We start from the raw sequence: 14,874 nt of genomic DNA, 5'->3' as shown, positions 1-14,874 counted from the left end.
AGCGCAAAATCAGTGATTAAAAGCACGCAAGGCAATGTTTTTAAAGCGAAACGGTCTAAACCCGCAGCTGGATATGTGGCTTCCCACTCTCTGCATGTGACACCACCTGCAAATCAGCCTGATACCAGCGCGTCAGCGTCTTTTCAGTCATCACCGTCTGCGGCGATCCCTGAGCCACCAGTCTGCCCGCGTGCAGCAGCAGTATGCGATCGGCCCATAATGACGCCAGATTAAGGTCATGTAACACGGTGCAGACGGTGAGATCACCCGTGCGCGTCAGCTGACGTAATAAACGCAGAGTCTGCTGCTGCCAGAAGAGATCCAGCGCCGAGGTCGGCTCATCCAGAAACAGCCAGCCGCGCGGTCTTCCATCCTGCCAGAGCTGCGCCAGCACCCGCGCCAGCTGCACCCGTTGCTGTTCACCGCCGGAGAGCTGGCGGTAATCGCGATACGCCAGCGAATCACAGCCGGTGAGTTGCATGACTTCAGCCACAATCTGCGACGTCTGCTTCTCAGGCCACGGCGCACGGCCCATCGCCACTACCGATTGCGCCGACTGGGTAAAAGTCAGGTTGTTCTGCTGCCGCATCACGGCCCGGCGTCGCGCCAGCTGCTCACGCGGCCATGCGGACAACACACGATCGCCCAGACGGCACTCGCCCCGGTCGGGCGCTAAAAATCCGTTCAGCAGCCGCAATAGTGTTGATTTACCTGCGCCGTTAGGCCCGATGAGCGCCACCCGCTCTCCACCTGACAGCGTAACGTCAAGATTATCGATAACGGTTTTGCCGTCGCGCGCCAGACAGAGTCCCGTCGCCTCTAACATCTCCATCATTCAAATCCTCGCTGCTGACGCAGGATCAGCCAGAGAAACCAGGGGCCACCAATCAGGCTGGTCAGCAGCCCGACCGGCATTTCTGCCGGAACCACAAGTGTGCGCGCCAGCGTATCGGCCAGCAGCAGCAGAATCGCGCCTGCCAGCGCTGAACCGGGCAGCAGCCAGCGATGATCGCTGCCAAGACAAAAGCGCATCACATGCGGCACCACTAATCCCACGAAGCCGATCACGCCACTGACCGAGACCGCCGTACCGACCAGCAGCGCACTAAGGATCAGCAGCTCATGCTGGGTACGCTTCACATCAATTCCCATGTAGTGCGCATCCTCTTCACCTGCCTGCAGCAGGTTGAGATGGCGGGCACGGCTCTGTAACAGCAGCAACGCAGGCAGAATCAGCAGCAGGCAGATCAGCAGCGCAGGCCACTGCGCCTGGCTGAGGCTGCCCATCCCCCACAGTGACAGCTGACGCAGCTGCTGGTCATCGCTCAGCCACGACAACACGCCGACCGCCGCACCGCAGAGCGCATTAATCGCAATGCCGACCAGCAACAGCCGGGAGAGATTGCCCTCTGCCAGCCGACTGAAACTGAAGATCAGCAGCGTAACCAGCAGGCTGCCGATGAAGGCGGCAATCATCGGTAGCCACAGTGCCAGCTGGGGTGGCAACGCCAGTGGAATAACGATTGCCAGCGCGACCGCCAGCCCCGCGCCGCTGCTGATACCCAGCAGGCCAGGATCGGCCAGCGGGTTACGGAAAACACCCTGCATCACCGCGCCAGATACCGCCAGCGCCATACCGATCGCCACCGCCAGCAGCACGCGTGGCAGGCGGATATTCAGCCAGATCTGCCAGATGAGATCGCTGAGCGGTGCCTGCCATAGCGCCCGCACCGACAGCGACATCGCCCCCAGATTCGCCGCCACTACCATCGCCACCAGCAGGAAAATCAGCATCAGCGTCAGACCCCGCAGCGCATTGCCATTAATCATGGTTCAGCGATTCCGCAGCCTGCCGCAATTTCATTATTGCCTGCGGCGTATCAAGGCCAAATCCCAGCAGCGCCTGGGTATCAATGATCAGCAGACGATGCTGCTGTCCGGCTGGCGTCAGCGCCAGGCCGGGTAACTGCCACAGTTGCGCTTCACCACCCAGGGTTTTCAGGCCATCCTCGCCGATCATCACCAGATCTGGCGCGGCGGCGATCACGCCTTCCTGCGACAGCGCCTGATAGTGCGGCACTGAACCCATGGCATTCTCCAGCCCGGCGCTGCGAATAGCGCCGTCGGCTGCGGTCTGATTTCCGGCCGCCATCGTTTTCATGCCGCTGTTTGCCATGATGTAGAGCACCTTCACCGGCAGCGATTGCTGCGGCAACTGGCGAATCTGCTGCGTTATTTGCTGCACCAGGGCCTGAGCTTCGCTTTCACGCTGCAGCGCCTGACCCACCGTGATAATTTTCTGCGGGATCGCCTGCAGACTGTTGTCGCCGCTGACCGTCACTACCCTGACGCCCGCGCGGGCAATCTGTTGTAGTACCAGCGACGGCTTTGCCTGCGCGCTGGCGAGCACCAGCGTCGGCTTCAGCGCCAGGATACCTTCGGCATTCAGCTGGCGCATATAGCCCACATCCGGCAGCCGGGCAGCCTGCGCCGGACGCAGGCTGGTGCTGTCGCGCGCTACCAGCTGTGACTGAGCATCCAGTGCGTAGATAATCCGGGTGACGTCACCCCCAATCGACACCACCCGCTCCGCGGCCAGTGAGGGCAGCGTCAGCAGCAGCCACAACAGACTCAGGTGTTTCATGCCGCCGCTCCTGGCATGCGAAGTGCGTTCACCTGCTCACGCCAGCAGGCCTGTTCTGGCGTGCCTTCCGTACGCTGTCCATAGAGCTGGGCGATCTGCGTGCCGTCGGCGGCGAACAGTTCCAGGCTGGTCACAAAGCCATCGCCGGTGGGTTTGCGTGTAACCCAGCTTTCGCTGATCTGGTCCGCCATCAGGTGCAGCGTGAAGCGGGGATTGAAGATGTTGAGCCAGTTATCCATAGGTACCAGCTTCTCTACTTTGCCGGTGAAAATCTGGGTACAGCCACGGTTGCCGACAAAAATCATAATTTCGTTGCCCGCCTGCTGTGCCATCTCCAGGACACGCTCAAGTGCATCGTTGCCGGTCTGCCAGGCGAGATCCTCACCCACTGCGCGGAACGCCTGCGGCCGTGAGACCTTATGGCGCTTCAGCAGGGCAAAAAACTGATGAACATCGGTCATGGCGCGCCATTCACGGTCAATCGTGGTGGCATCAATAGTCTCTGTCTGAGTAGCAGCGGTAACCGGCTCAACCACCAGCGGCGTCGCAGCGGCGTCAGTGAAGTCGGCGATCAGCGCGTGCCATGCCGCCGTGTTGGTCTGCTCCGTGACGTAAACTTTCAGCACCGCATCGCCGTGACGATCGAAGACCTGAATGCTGTGACGTACGCCCTTCGCGGTTGTCTCCTGCAGGGCAAAGGCGCTGAACCACTGTCCGACAAACAGACGCAGGTCGAGCGCCCGGGGATTCAGCACCAGGCCGCCATGTGCGCCGATCTGCACATTCTGATATTCGCCCAGATGCTCATGCACCGCATAAGCGTTACGGGTAATGTTTTTGGTCTCGCCGACCGCGCCCAGCGCCTTCAGCAGCGCCGGGAAATCGTGTTTCAGCGCCACGGCATCAACGCCGATACGCGCTTCACACAGTTCCGCTTCGCTGATACCGATCAGCGTGGCCAGATCGCGGGCATATTTCTTCGGATGTTCACTCTTCAGGGCGAGATAGTGCTGATAAATCGGGTTCATGGTTCGCTTCTCTTAGTCATGCCCTGCATCAGCGCAGGGCGGCGGTGATTAAAAATCGACATTAACACCTAACTGGAAAGTACGACCCGGCATTATGGCCAGTGCCTGGTCGTTGCGATCCTGTTGGGTGGCGCTGGTCAGCTGACGGCTGCTGAGGTAATCCCGGTATTTACGGTCGGTTATGTTGTAAAGCCCGCCGCTTAACCTGACGTTGTGCGTGACGCGCCAGTAGGCCGTCATATCCACCAGGCCATAACCCGGCACCCGCATGTAATCGGTGCTGGAGTCAGTCAGGCTGTTGCCGGTGTTGGTAAAGCTGTTGCGATTTGTGGCGCTGGCTTTCTTACCTTTAACAAACGTGGCGGTGACGGCAGCACCATAGCCGCGCGCCTCATCATCCCAGGCGAGTCCGACAATTGCTTTCATCGGCGCAACGCTCTCCAGGTCGACGTAGCGGTCTCCCAGGTAGCTCGACTTCGCCGCACCCTGGGTGTACCCAAACGCCAGATTAGCGCTCAGCCCCTCGACCTCGCTGAACCAGCTGCCGAAGTTCACCTTGCTGCTGATTTCAGCCCCATAGATATAGGCTTTGTCGCGGTTCTCCGCCTGATAGGTGGTATAGATGTTGCTGGGTACATTGACGAACTTACCCGGATTGGCCGCCCGGCTGTAGCGGGTAAAGGCAATGAAGTTTTTGTAGTCGTTATAGAACGCGGCAGCGTTAAGCGTCACGCCCTCTGCAACCTGCCCTTTTATACCCCATTCGTAGTTGTTGCTGGTTTCGGTTTTCAGATCGGCATTGCCAATCAGCGCATACTGCGCGGGACCGGCATAGCTGGAGCCAAGGTTCCATGAGCCATAGAGCTGAGAGTCGTTAGGGAACTGCGCGCCACGGGTATATTGCAGATAAGTCATCAATGCCGGGGTCAGATCGTACTGGAAGGCGATCGACGGCAACACCTGAGTGTCGCTGTTTGGCGAACCGTAGAGCGCGGAGACTTCGCTGGCGTCGAGCACACTGCTGTTTGTCGTCAGTGTCGCCACATCGCGTGGGCGGGTGTTCTGATACGCCACACGCACGCCCGGCACGATAGCCGCACGGTGTCCGTCAGCATCGAAGCTGATGGTATCCTGCAGATAACCGCCAACCGTATAACTGCGGCTGTTAGCCTGCGGTTGCATGATCACGCTGGTGGCGCTCGCCGCAGGCGACTGACGGAAAGGCCGTTCGGTATCCACCAGACGCGCATTCAGCCCGGCACTCAGTTCATGTCGCCCGATGCTTTTAAGCGCGCGGGTGTCAAAACCGTAGCTGTCGCTGTTGTAGTCGGAGTAGACGGTTTGCCAGGTGGTGGCACCTGACGGCATAAAGGTGTTGTCATGTGCCTGGGTCTGCTGCCAGTAAACGCGGGTTGTCAGACTGTCGATCAGGTCATTATAAGGCGTGTACTCATCCACCAGGCTGATGCCCCAGCGTCGTGTATCGCTCTGCTGCTGCGCCGTTCCCCAGACCGTATTGCCGGACGTGCTCCAGCTGTCGTAATGGCTGTGGTGCGTTTTGTGATAGTAATCGAAAGTCGCGCTGAGCTTGTGAAGATCATTGGGCTGCCAGATGCCCGAGGTCATAAAGGCATCGGAATGCCAGTTGGCTGGATAGGCATCAACCGTGTCGCTGTTGTTGCGGGTCTGTTGGCCGTCACGACGACTGTAAACAAAGATTCCCTGCAGCGTATCATCGCCTGCTGCTGCCGTAACGCCGTTGTGCCAGCTGCGGCTGGCGGAGTCGTAGTCGCTTTGATAACCGAAATAGTTGCCTTTACCGGGATGCAGATAGTCATCCGGGGATTTATTGCGGAACGAGACATTGCCGCCAATCGAGTTATTCGGCTGATCCACTGCCGTGGCACCCTTCTCAATTCCGATATGACCAAACATATAGGGATCGATGTAATCGCGGCCAATCCCAAAGCTGTCGAGACCGGCTCGTCCCACATAGCTGCGGCCGGTGGCCTGCGGTAATGGAATGCCATCCACATCGAGACCCACGCGGTTGCTCTCTAAACCACGAATGTTGTAGCCGGTGTAACCGGCCCGGTCAAAGCCGCTCTTACCGGCTGAGGAGCCGCCACTGGTGCCGGTGGCACTGATCAGCGGTTCATAACGCATGATCGATCCAAAATCAGTAGCGCCACGTTGCTGCAGATCGCTGGCAGAGAGCGTGGTTTTACTGCCCGCCGTTTGTTTAATTTCCGGTGCATTCACCGTCATTACCGGTTCAGCACTGCTGCCATAGCGGTCGGAAAGGGTCAGCGTGGCAGGTTCACTGCCCGCAGCATAGGTGCAGGTGGTATTGATAAAGGTGGCGAGCAACGCCAGCTCAGACAGACGCGGTTGCGTCAATCTCCGAAAACGTGGTGACATAGGCGCGAATTACCTGATTAATTGTTAGTATTCGCTCACTTGCTTGCTGGAACATAAAAAACGGCTCTGCATAAAAGCCGTAAAAAGTCAGAACATCATGCGGGTGTAATCATTATCGCCGCGAATTTAATGCAACTGATAATCATTATCAATCCTATTTACATTAAGACATAAACCACAGCGCACAAATTGTTAACCCGAATGCATCTGCATTTATCAATACGTAAAGGAAGAGAGTTATGGCGCAAAAACCTGTGGTTGTTATTCACTACTGTTTGCAATGCAACTGGCTGATGCGGTCAGCGTGGATGGCACAGGAACTGTTGCATACCTTCGCCGAGGATCTGGCAGAGGTCACGCTGAAACCCGGCACCGGCGGTATTTTTGAGATTACGCTGGATGGTCATCTGCTGTGGGAACGTAAGCGGGACGGTGGTTTCCCGGATGCGACTACCCTGAAACAGCGCGTGCGCGACATCTGTTTCCCGGATCGTACCCTGGGCCACATCGACAAGAATAAGAGTGAAATCAGCTGATTAACTGTGGGTGATTTTATCAGCCGCGTAGTGCAGCGCCTTAATCAGCGTCTGCAGCGCGGCTTCTGAAATATCTTCCTGCGCCAGTCGTTGATTCAGAGCCATCTTCAGCCCGTGAATCGCCTGCTCCACAGCAGGAATGCTGCGGTTATTGACTACGATCGCCAGCGTAGAGAGCCGCGTAATCAGGCTGGCTACGGTTTCGCGATTATCCGCCAGCTGCGCCTCGCCAGCCGCCGTCAGACGGTAGGCTTTACGCGCTGCCTGCGCATCCACGACCTGAATCGCCTCCATCTCTTCCAGCAGCGTCAGGTTGGGATAGATGATCCCCGGGCTGGGCGAATACTCTCCCTTTGACAACTCCTCAACAGACTTGATCAGCTCATAGCCGTGCGCCGCATTCTGCGCCAGGAAATGGAGCATCAGCAGGCGAATCTCACTCGCTTCCAGCATCTTTTCACGTCGTTTACGTCGTCCGCTGCAGCCGCCTGCGCGCGAAGTCTGTTCGTCAGATGAAGTGGACGTCGGATGCTGTTTCATGACCTGCCCTGCTGAAAAAAAGGAGAGTGATGGTAGTCCGCCATCTGGCAAAACTCAATTGCCAGCGCGGCTTACTTCTGATGCCAGTAGGCCACCGCCCGTACGAAGTCGCTGTCGAGACCACGCTGCGAGGTAAAGTAGTCAGACAGCGCTTTGACAAACTCACCTTCGCCGGTCAGCCAGATAAAGTAATCCTCCGTCGGAATAGCGATCTGATCCAGCCGGGTAATCAGCTGGCTGAACTGCGCTTTTTGCATCTGACCGCTGCCCAGCCAGTTTGTCGTTACGTCTGCCGTATCCGCTAAATAGTCGCGACCGGTCGCTTCATCGGTAAAGGCATAGAGATGCAGCGCCTGGGCGCGGGCATCACGCTGACGGCGGGCAAAAGCGGGCAGCCCGGTTTCGTCGCAGACGTAAAGCTGAAATGCGTAATCGGTCGGCACCACCAGCGAGCCGCGTGGCCCACCAACAATCAGTTTATCGCCCACCTGCGCCTGCGCGGCCCAGTCACTGGCCACGCCCTGCTGATGAATATAGAAGTCGAGGGTCAGTGAAGATTCACCATCGAATTCCAGCGGCGTGTAATCACGCGCCTGCGGACGTAAACCTTCCGGCCAGACAATGCCTGCGTCGGTAATCTGTGGCAGAGCCAGTGTTTCGCCTTCAGCAGCAGGGAAAAACACCTTGATGTGGTCATCAAAGCCTGGCGACGTAAAGCCTGCCAGATCGCTGCCGCTGAACCGGATGCGCCAGAATTTCCCGGCAATCCTGGTTTTACTGGCGACCTGAATATGGCGAAAACGCAGTTCATTGCGGACCCGCTGCGGCGTGCGCTTATCGGCTGTTGTAGTCAAAATCTCTCTCCTGAAACAGGGCTTATGCCCGATAGTCAGGGGCATACCCGCCATGATTAAACAACAATGGAATAACAATCATTCTCATCTGAAGCGACAAGATTAGCTATGATATATCTTCGGCACAAGAACGAAAAATGCGATTCTGCAACTTAAGATATATTTTAAGCAGTGTCCTAAACGAGGAGATATGAACGGGAAGCGGTATAAATGAGAAACATCAGAGATGCAGCATGCAGGTAAAGACTGTTTCAGATGCAGGTGAATGGGCCTCAGAGAGGAAGCCGCAGGTGCAGAGTATGAGCAGGTAAATCAGGCAGAAGCTGTCCGGCTCCTGACGAGCCGGGCATCATCTCGCGCCGCCGGTTCTGGCAGCGCATCAACACTTACAGCGTGTCGTTGAATCCAGAAAGGGAGGCATTGCTGCTGGTGTGATCCGGCAGTTCACCATCACCCAGAATTTCATGCTGGGTAACCTGAGAGTGCGGATGCAGTCCGGCAGGCGGTGAGAAAGGCTCAGCCTGCTGCGCCATCGCCATTGCAGGCAATGCCAGGATCAGGGAAATCATTAAGCGTCGCATAGTTGTCTTCGATTGTCGTTTTGGCCAGAAAAGGCCTGAAATGCAGATGAATGTTCCAGCCCTGCCACAGAAGTACGATGATTCAGATATGGCAGGGTTTCGGGGGAGGATTTTACGCCAGAATGGCAACTTATTTTATAAAATCGTGCGGTTTGTCACGGTTTATCGCACGAAAGATGCATTGGCAGGAGCAGAAGCGATCGCCCCTGCCCTGCCAGCTACGCCTGCATCACCGGAATAGAAAAAACGCCGCTGAGCCAGTCGGGCTTACAGTGCGCAAAATCAAGACGCAACAGGTCTTTGCCCGGACGGCGCGACACGCCCAGCATGGGCAAATGCTGATAGTAAATATCCTCGATAAAGCGCGTCAGCTGCTCCGGCCTGCCGCTCCAGCGGATCGACGCATAGAGGCCGCACACCTCGCTCCAGCTGGCAGTATTGTCACCCAGCAGCCCGGCATGTTGTGGTGCCAGCGCCTGAAACAGGCTGATATTCTGCTGGTCAGCAGAGCTATGGCCGGGACCATACTGAAAGCCTAACCAGCCGTGCGTCGCATGGCTGCCCGCCAGCGCGACCAGATGCCGTGCCTGCTCTGCCACCCGGTGATCGTGGTCGGCAATATACTCACCAAACCTGCACTCCCACTCCAGTGTCTCTCCGCACAGATACAGTTCTTCCTCACGTTCCACCAGCATCGCACGCTCTGCCAGCGATCGCACCAGAATGCGGCCATGGAAGTTTTTAACCGGCAAGTGAGGAATACGGCGAAACGCGCCAGGCGTCAGTGAAAAGTGGCCTTTGAACACCCGCGTGAAGTTTTGCTGGTTATCAAAGCCAAAACGTACGGCGATATCGATCAGCGTCATGCGTGTCAGACGCAGCGCCATGGCCGCCATCGTCAGACGCCGTTTGCGGGTATATGCCGCCAGCGTCTGTCCGGTCATCTCCTTGAACATGCGCTGCATGTGCCATTTGGAATAACCTGATTTCAGGGTGATTTGATCGATATTGAGATCGTCGGTGAGGTTGGCTTCTATCCACTCGACCAGATCGTTAATGTGCTGTTTTTTAATAGCCTGACTGAGCATGATGGCGATTTACGACGCGGGTTAGGACTGGAATTTTCGTTACAAAAGAATAACAAAAATTGCGAATCGGTGTAAGGAAAGGGTAAGGCGCACGCGCCTGTTCGGGGCGATTCCGCATTAATTGCTTAGGTTACTAACTAAAAAAGGCTGACTGACGTCAGCCTCAGACAACTCAGAATGTAAAGCGATGGGAGCATACGCCAGGAGCAAAGCATCGCGGGCCATGGATGGCCCGCGCTGAGCATGCCAGGGATGGTGTTTTTGCGTCTTTGCGGAGGGCGTATGCTCCCTGAGCTTGCTCGTTATCAATACTCGCAGTCGTCACGACAATTAATGACTACGCATTCCCGCCGCAGTCATCATCATACGGAACAGCGAGGCGACAACGCCCAGCGCCAGCACGCTGGCGGCGTAGATAAACACCAGCCACATCACACGCTTCCACCACGGTGCTTTTGTCTCTGCGGTGTGATTGTGGTCTTTCATGCTGCTGAGGCTTTTCATATCAATGATATCCTGCGTCTGCTTTGATTTTTCCACGGAACACGTAGTAGCTCCAGAAGGTATAGCCCAGGATCATCGGGATAATCAGCAGGCTACCCACCAGCATAAAGGCCTGACTCTGCGGAGGTGCCGCAGCGGCCCAGATGGTCACGGATGGCGGAATAATATTTGGCCAGATACTGATGCCCAGTCCGGAGAAGCCGAGGAAGATCAGCGCCAGCGTCAGCAGGAACGGTGAATAGTGCGCCTCGCGTTTGATGGCGCGAATAATGCCCCACGAACAGAGCAGCACCAGCACCGGAACCGGCAGGAACAGGAACAAATTTGGCGTGCTGAACCAGCGATGAGAGATGTCGGCATGCGCAAACGGCGTCCACAGGCTGACGATGCCAATAATCACCAACAGCGCAATCACCAGCGGCGTCGCCAGCGCAGACATCTTACGATGCAGTTCATTCTCGGTCTTCATGATGAGCCAGGTACAGCCCAGCAGCGCATAGGCCACCACCAGACCCACGCCGCAGAACAGCGGGAACGGTGCCAGCCAGTCCATTGCGGAACCGGCAAAGCGGCGTCCCTCAACCGGAATACCATCCAGCAATGCACCGACCGCCACACCCTGACTGAAAGTGGCGATGATCGAACCGGCAATAAACGATTTGTCCCAGAATGCACGATGGCCTTCCACCGCTTTAAAGCGGAACTCGAAGGCAACGCCGCGGAAAATCAGACCGATCAGCATGGCGGTCAGCGGAATAGACAGTGCATCAGCGATGACTGCATAGGCTAGCGGGAATGCACCGAACAGGCCTGCGCCCCCCAGCACCAGCCAGGTCTCATTACCATCCCAGACCGGCGCGACGGTATTCACCATCATGTCGCGCTCGCCAGCATCTTTGTTGAACGGGAACAGCAGACCAATGCCCAGGTCGAAACCATCCATCACGATATACATCAGGGTTGCGAAGACGATAATCACAAACCAGATAACGGAAAAATCGATCATCTTAGTGGTCTCCATCCTTAAAGGTGGCAGCGGAAAGTGGACGCGCTGGCGTTTTCTTCTGACCCGGTCCACCCTCTTCGGTGATATGACCTTCGCCGACAACCGGTCCCTGCTTAATCAGACGCATCATATAGTGATACCCCACGCCAAACACCGAGCTGTAGACCAGAATAAAGGCAAGCAGGCTGATGCTCATGTGCATATCGCCATGTGCCGAGACCGCATCAATGGTGCGCTGCACGCCATAAACCACCCACGGCTGGCGACCGATTTCAGTGGTAAACCAGCCTGCCAGAATCGCAATCAGACCCGATGGACCCATCAACAGTGCAAACCACAGGAACGGACGCGACTCATAAAGACGCCCTTTGAAACGCAGCCACAGGCTGACCACGCCCAGTGTGATCATCAGCAGGCCCAGCGCCACCATCACGCGGAAGGACCAGAAAATTACCGTTGAATTAGGTCGATCCTCTTTCGGGAACGACTTCAGCGCCGGAACCTGCTTGTCCAGACTGTGCGTCAGAATCAGACTGCCGAGATAAGGCACTTCCAGCGCATATTTGGTGCGCTCCTGCTCCATGTCGGGAATACCAAACAGGATCAGCGGTGTGGCTTCACCCGGCGGGTTTTCCCAGTGACCTTCAATCGCCGCGATCTTGGCAGGCTGATGCTCCAGTGTGTTCAGACCGTGAGCATCACCAATCATCGCCTGAATCGGCGCGACGATCAGCGCCATCCATAACGCCATGGAGAACATCCTGCGGATGGCAGGATTATTGTTGCCCTTCAGCAGATGCCAGGCCGCCGATGAACCGACAAAGAAGGCACTCGCCAGGAACGCTGCCACCGACATATGGAACAGCCGGTAAGGGAAAGAGGGGTTAAAGACGATTTTGAACCAGTCCTGCGGAACCACGATGCCATTCTGAATGATGTAGCCCTGCGGCGTATGCATCCAGCTGTTAGAGGCCAGGATCCAGAAGGTCGAAATCAGTGTACCCAGGGCGACCATGCAGGTGGCAAAGAAGTGCAGACCCGGACCTACGCGATTCCAGCCAAACAGCATCACGCCCAGGAAGCCCGCTTCCAGGAAGAACGCCGTCAGCACTTCATAGGTCAGCAGCGGACCAGTGATACTGCCGGCAAACTCTGAGAAGCCGCTCCAGTTCGTGCCGAACTGATAAGCCATCACCAGCCCTGACACCACACCCATACCGAAGTTAACGGCAAAGATTTTGGACCAGAAATGGTAGAGATCGCGATAGGTTTGATCGCGGGTTTTGAGCCACATACCTTCGAGTACGGCCAGGAAGCTGGCGAGACCGATGGTGATGGCGGGAAAGATAATATGGAAGGAAACAGTAAATGCGAACTGAATCCTGGCCAGATGAAAGGCATCTAATCCGAACATTGCTTACCTCTTTGCCACATAGAACACCATGTATTTACTTATTATTAACAACTTAAGCCTGATGCGCTGACTTCTCTGCGCTTATTGAAATTCCTGCCGCAAATTTAGAACTATTCGCGACGAGGAAACAGAAACAGTGGGGTTAATGAAAACTATAACAGTCTTTGTTGATTTTGATCATTGTTTTTAACGGGAATTACTTATTTAAAAATAAGGCTTAAAGGTTAATCAGAGCGTATTTATGTGTCGTTAATGTTACGGTATTTGTCACTTTAAAAATTCACATCGGCAAAGCAAATCCTGACTAAAAAAAGCCCTCAACCGGCTGTTTTCAGACGTTATTTTGTTATAAACCCTGATTTCAGAAAGGTCAAATTTGAGAGCAAATAAATTAAATAATCTTATTTTTTAACGAGTTAAATCAGTAAATGAGTACCACCACCGATTTGTTTATTTTTTTGCATTACCCTTGCTAATTCAGACCTGCACCCAGGCAAAAAATAGCCAGAGCGGCGCCTTTAAGCGCCACGGGAGATGTTAATAAAATGGGTCAAAAAGCTGGACTGAATTAACAGCGCATCCGAAGCAGTCGGTTATTCCGGGCCAGAGCCTGATGAAATGATTTAATAACCAGCAAAGAGGCGAAAAAACCGCTTGGGTTATTTTCGCTGCCGTTACGTTATTCCGGTTTCAGTGAGAGAAATGGGAGAGAAGAACAGATCAGAAATCTCCTGCCAGCATCCCCACACCTTCACGACGGGATGGCTGACAGGCGGGGGATTTTACTCAGCTGCAGATTTTTCACGCTGTGCCAGAATCCGGCTCAGGTTCAGCTCCAGCCAGTCCGCCAGCCCCACCACCTGTTCACTGACTTCGCGGCCAAGCGGGGTCAGACGATACTCCACGTGCGGCGGTACGACATCGTAAGCGATGCGCTGCACGAAGCCATCTTCTTCCAGGTAGCGCAGATTCTGCGCCAGCATCCGTTCACTGACGCCACCGACCGCCCGGCGCAACGCACTGAAGCGCAGCGTCTGGCCCTGCAGGGCCAGCAGAATCAGTACGCTCCAGCGGCTGGTCACCCGTTTCAGTACGTCGCGCGACGGACAATTAACGTTAAGCAGTTCACCACGACTAAATTTTTCACTCAATTTTTCAGACATTTAACCTGCGTACCTCAAACTAACAATTCTGTAAGTACTTACTAAAAATTAGTTTATACCCTAGTCTGGATTTTACCAACAGCCACAGGAGTCATCCCATGATTGCAGTTACAGGTGCCACCGGCCAGCTGGGCCGAATCGTTATCGATGCATTACTGAAAAAAGTTCCGGCGGCAGAAATTGTTGCCGCTGTGCGTACGCCCGCCAAAGCGGCCGATCTTGCTGCGCTGGGCGTGATTGTCCGCCAGGCCGATTATGGCCAGCCAGAGACGCTGGAGGCCGCTTTTGCAGGCGTGGATAAGCTGCTGCTGATCTCGGGCAGTGAAGTGGGCCAGCGTGAGGCGCAGCATAAAGCTGTCATCGACGCTGCAAAGGCTGCAGGCGTGGGCTTTATCGCCTACACCAGTCTGCTGCATGCGGATACCTCACCGCTAGGTTTAGGTGTTGAACATCGCGCGACTGAAGCGCTGCTGAAAGCCGCAGGCATCCCGTTCGCCCTGCTTCGCAACGGCTGGTACACCGAGAACTATGCCGCCAGCATTCCTCCGGCGCTGGCACATCATGCGTTTATCGGCGCGGCAGGTGAAGGCCGCATCGCGTCGGCTGCCCGACAGGATTATGCTGAAGCGGCGGCTGAAGTAATGACTCGTGACGATCAGGCGGGCAAAGTCTATGAGCTGTCCGGCGACGACAGCTATACGCTGGCGCAATTTGCTGCGGAGATTGCCGCACAGAGTGGTGAGAAGGTCGATTACGTCAATCTGTCTCAGGCTGACTTTGCCGCCGCGCTGAAAGGCGCTGGCCTGCCAGAGGGTCTGGCGGAGATGCTGGCGGATTCTGATGCCGGTGCAGAAAAAGGTGGCCTGTTTGATGATTCGCGTCAGCTGAGCAAACTGATCGGTCGCCCGACCACAAGCTGGCAGGCGGTGATCCGCGCAGCACTGGCGAACACTTAATCCAGCTCTCTCTGAGCGGGCAACCCTGCCCGCTCACTTCTCACTCCTGCCCTGATTTCCGTTGCGTATGCCATTTTCTGCACCCTTTGCGGCTGCGGTTTCTTTTACAAAATGTGAATAAATGCCAGTTTTCTTCAGC

15 protein-coding genes are annotated in these 14,874 nt (G+C 55.8%); 2 read left to right on the top strand and 13 right to left on the bottom strand.

Annotation, left to right across the window (positions count from 1 at the left end):
* Positions 1–55: 55 nt before the first annotated feature.
* The 5 genes from IV493_RS02565 to IV493_RS02545 are packed head-to-tail and all read right to left on the bottom strand — an operon-like array spanning position 56 to position 6,093.
* On the bottom strand, positions 56–835 hold the full coding sequence (locus tag IV493_RS02565; RefSeq protein WP_147790036.1) for a heme ABC transporter ATP-binding protein: 780 nt from the start codon (positions 833–835) through the stop codon (positions 56–58).
* Positions 832–1,830, bottom strand: a complete 999-nt coding sequence (locus tag IV493_RS02560) for an iron ABC transporter permease (protein ID WP_147790037.1) — start codon at positions 1,828–1,830, stop codon at positions 832–834. Before IV493_RS02560 ends, IV493_RS02565 begins: the two co-directional genes overlap by 4 nt.
* Entirely contained in the window at positions 1,823–2,644 is an 822-nt protein-coding gene (locus IV493_RS02555) for a hemin ABC transporter substrate-binding protein (protein ID WP_013358993.1), read from the bottom strand. The genes IV493_RS02560 and IV493_RS02555 overlap by 8 nt, the downstream gene beginning before the upstream one ends.
* Positions 2,641–3,672, bottom strand: coding sequence for a hemin-degrading factor (locus IV493_RS02550; protein WP_195857685.1), 1,032 nt, complete (start codon positions 3,670–3,672; stop codon positions 2,641–2,643). Before IV493_RS02550 ends, IV493_RS02555 begins: the two co-directional genes overlap by 4 nt.
* 48 nt (positions 3,673–3,720) lie before the next feature.
* Positions 3,721–6,093, bottom strand: coding sequence for a TonB-dependent receptor domain-containing protein (locus IV493_RS02545; RefSeq protein ID WP_195857684.1), 2,373 nt, complete (start codon positions 6,091–6,093; stop codon positions 3,721–3,723).
* Between the two features lie 239 nt (positions 6,094–6,332).
* Between IV493_RS02545 and IV493_RS02540 the strand changes: the two genes are divergently transcribed.
* The gene (locus tag IV493_RS02540) at positions 6,333–6,629 is read left to right on the top strand and encodes a SelT/SelW/SelH family protein (RefSeq protein WP_013358996.1); all 297 of its coding nucleotides are present in this window, start codon (positions 6,333–6,335) and stop codon (positions 6,627–6,629) included.
* Here IV493_RS02540 and IV493_RS02535 read toward each other — a convergent pair whose 3' ends face one another.
* The 8 genes from IV493_RS02535 to IV493_RS02500 form a co-directional block, all read right to left on the bottom strand.
* Positions 6,630–7,169 (bottom strand): PadR family transcriptional regulator, encoded by a 540-nt coding sequence (locus tag IV493_RS02535; RefSeq protein WP_195857683.1) that lies wholly within the window; start codon positions 7,167–7,169, stop codon positions 6,630–6,632.
* A 71-nt stretch (positions 7,170–7,240) separates the two neighbouring features.
* Positions 7,241–8,068 (bottom strand): siderophore-interacting protein, encoded by an 828-nt coding sequence (locus IV493_RS02530; protein ID WP_370584675.1) that lies wholly within the window; start codon positions 8,066–8,068, stop codon positions 7,241–7,243.
* 341 nt (positions 8,069–8,409) lie between these two features.
* Positions 8,410–8,592, bottom strand: coding sequence for a hypothetical protein (locus IV493_RS02525; RefSeq protein ID WP_223811653.1), 183 nt, complete (start codon positions 8,590–8,592; stop codon positions 8,410–8,412).
* 230 nt (positions 8,593–8,822) lie between these two features.
* Positions 8,823–9,692, bottom strand: coding sequence for a helix-turn-helix domain-containing protein (locus IV493_RS02520; RefSeq protein ID WP_195857682.1), 870 nt, complete (start codon positions 9,690–9,692; stop codon positions 8,823–8,825).
* 330 nt (positions 9,693–10,022) lie between these two features.
* Positions 10,023–10,196: a DUF2474 domain-containing protein gene (locus tag IV493_RS02515; RefSeq protein ID WP_071822193.1), complete on the bottom strand. Its 174-nt coding sequence runs from the start codon at positions 10,194–10,196 to the stop codon at positions 10,023–10,025.
* 1 nt (position 10,197) lies between these two features.
* Complete coding sequence (cydB, locus tag IV493_RS02510) at positions 10,198–11,202, bottom strand: cytochrome d ubiquinol oxidase subunit II (RefSeq protein WP_013359001.1); 1,005 nt, start codon at positions 11,200–11,202, stop codon at positions 10,198–10,200.
* A gap of 1 nt (position 11,203) precedes the next feature.
* Complete coding sequence (locus tag IV493_RS02505) at positions 11,204–12,616, bottom strand: cytochrome ubiquinol oxidase subunit I (protein WP_013359002.1); 1,413 nt, start codon at positions 12,614–12,616, stop codon at positions 11,204–11,206.
* Positions 12,617–13,398: 782 nt separating this feature from the next.
* Positions 13,399–13,779: a helix-turn-helix domain-containing protein gene (locus tag IV493_RS02500; RefSeq protein ID WP_013359003.1), complete on the bottom strand. Its 381-nt coding sequence runs from the start codon at positions 13,777–13,779 to the stop codon at positions 13,399–13,401.
* A gap of 98 nt (positions 13,780–13,877) precedes the next feature.
* Here IV493_RS02500 and IV493_RS02495 point away from each other — a divergent pair, with 98 nt between their 5' ends.
* Positions 13,878–14,735: an SDR family oxidoreductase gene (locus IV493_RS02495; RefSeq protein ID WP_013359004.1), complete on the top strand. Its 858-nt coding sequence runs from the start codon at positions 13,878–13,880 to the stop codon at positions 14,733–14,735.
* Positions 14,736–14,874: the final 139 nt, after the last annotated feature.

It is taken from the genome of Pantoea sp. SM3640 (assembly GCF_015654165.1).
GTDB classification, from domain to species: domain Bacteria; phylum Pseudomonadota; class Gammaproteobacteria; order Enterobacterales; family Enterobacteriaceae; genus Pantoea; species Pantoea vagans.
The sequence above is the reverse complement of the archived record's forward strand: the minus strand, read 5'-3'. Positions and strand labels throughout refer to the sequence as shown.

Coding starts and splice junctions, on each gene's coding strand:
- IV493_RS02565 (WP_147790036.1), bottom strand. CDS start 835: ATGATGGAGATGTTAGAGGCGACGGGACTCTGTCTGGCGCGCGACGGC.
- IV493_RS02560 (WP_147790037.1), bottom strand. CDS start 1,830: ATGATTAATGGCAATGCGCTGCGGGGTCTGACGCTGATGCTGATTTTC.
- IV493_RS02555 (WP_013358993.1), bottom strand. CDS start 2,644: ATGAAACACCTGAGTCTGTTGTGGCTGCTGCTGACGCTGCCCTCACTG.
- IV493_RS02550 (WP_195857685.1), bottom strand. CDS start 3,672: ATGAACCCGATTTATCAGCACTATCTCGCCCTGAAGAGTGAACATCCG.
- IV493_RS02545 (WP_195857684.1), bottom strand. CDS start 6,093: ATGTCACCACGTTTTCGGAGATTGACGCAACCGCGTCTGTCTGAGCTG.
- IV493_RS02540 (WP_013358996.1), top strand. CDS start 6,333: ATGGCGCAAAAACCTGTGGTTGTTATTCACTACTGTTTGCAATGCAAC.
- IV493_RS02535 (WP_195857683.1), bottom strand. CDS start 7,169: ATGAAACAGCATCCGACGTCCACTTCATCTGACGAACAGACTTCGCGC.
- IV493_RS02530 (WP_370584675.1), bottom strand. CDS start 8,068: ATGCCCCTGACTATCGGGCATAAGCCCTGTTTCAGGAGAGAGATTTTG.
- IV493_RS02525 (WP_223811653.1), bottom strand. CDS start 8,592: ATGATTTCCCTGATCCTGGCATTGCCTGCAATGGCGATGGCGCAGCAG.
- IV493_RS02520 (WP_195857682.1), bottom strand. CDS start 9,692: ATGCTCAGTCAGGCTATTAAAAAACAGCACATTAACGATCTGGTCGAG.
- IV493_RS02515 (WP_071822193.1), bottom strand. CDS start 10,196: ATGAAAAGCCTCAGCAGCATGAAAGACCACAATCACACCGCAGAGACA.
- cydB (WP_013359001.1), bottom strand. CDS start 11,202: ATGATCGATTTTTCCGTTATCTGGTTTGTGATTATCGTCTTCGCAACC.
- IV493_RS02505 (WP_013359002.1), bottom strand. CDS start 12,616: ATGTTCGGATTAGATGCCTTTCATCTGGCCAGGATTCAGTTCGCATTT.
- IV493_RS02500 (WP_013359003.1), bottom strand. CDS start 13,779: ATGTCTGAAAAATTGAGTGAAAAATTTAGTCGTGGTGAACTGCTTAAC.
- IV493_RS02495 (WP_013359004.1), top strand. CDS start 13,878: ATGATTGCAGTTACAGGTGCCACCGGCCAGCTGGGCCGAATCGTTATC.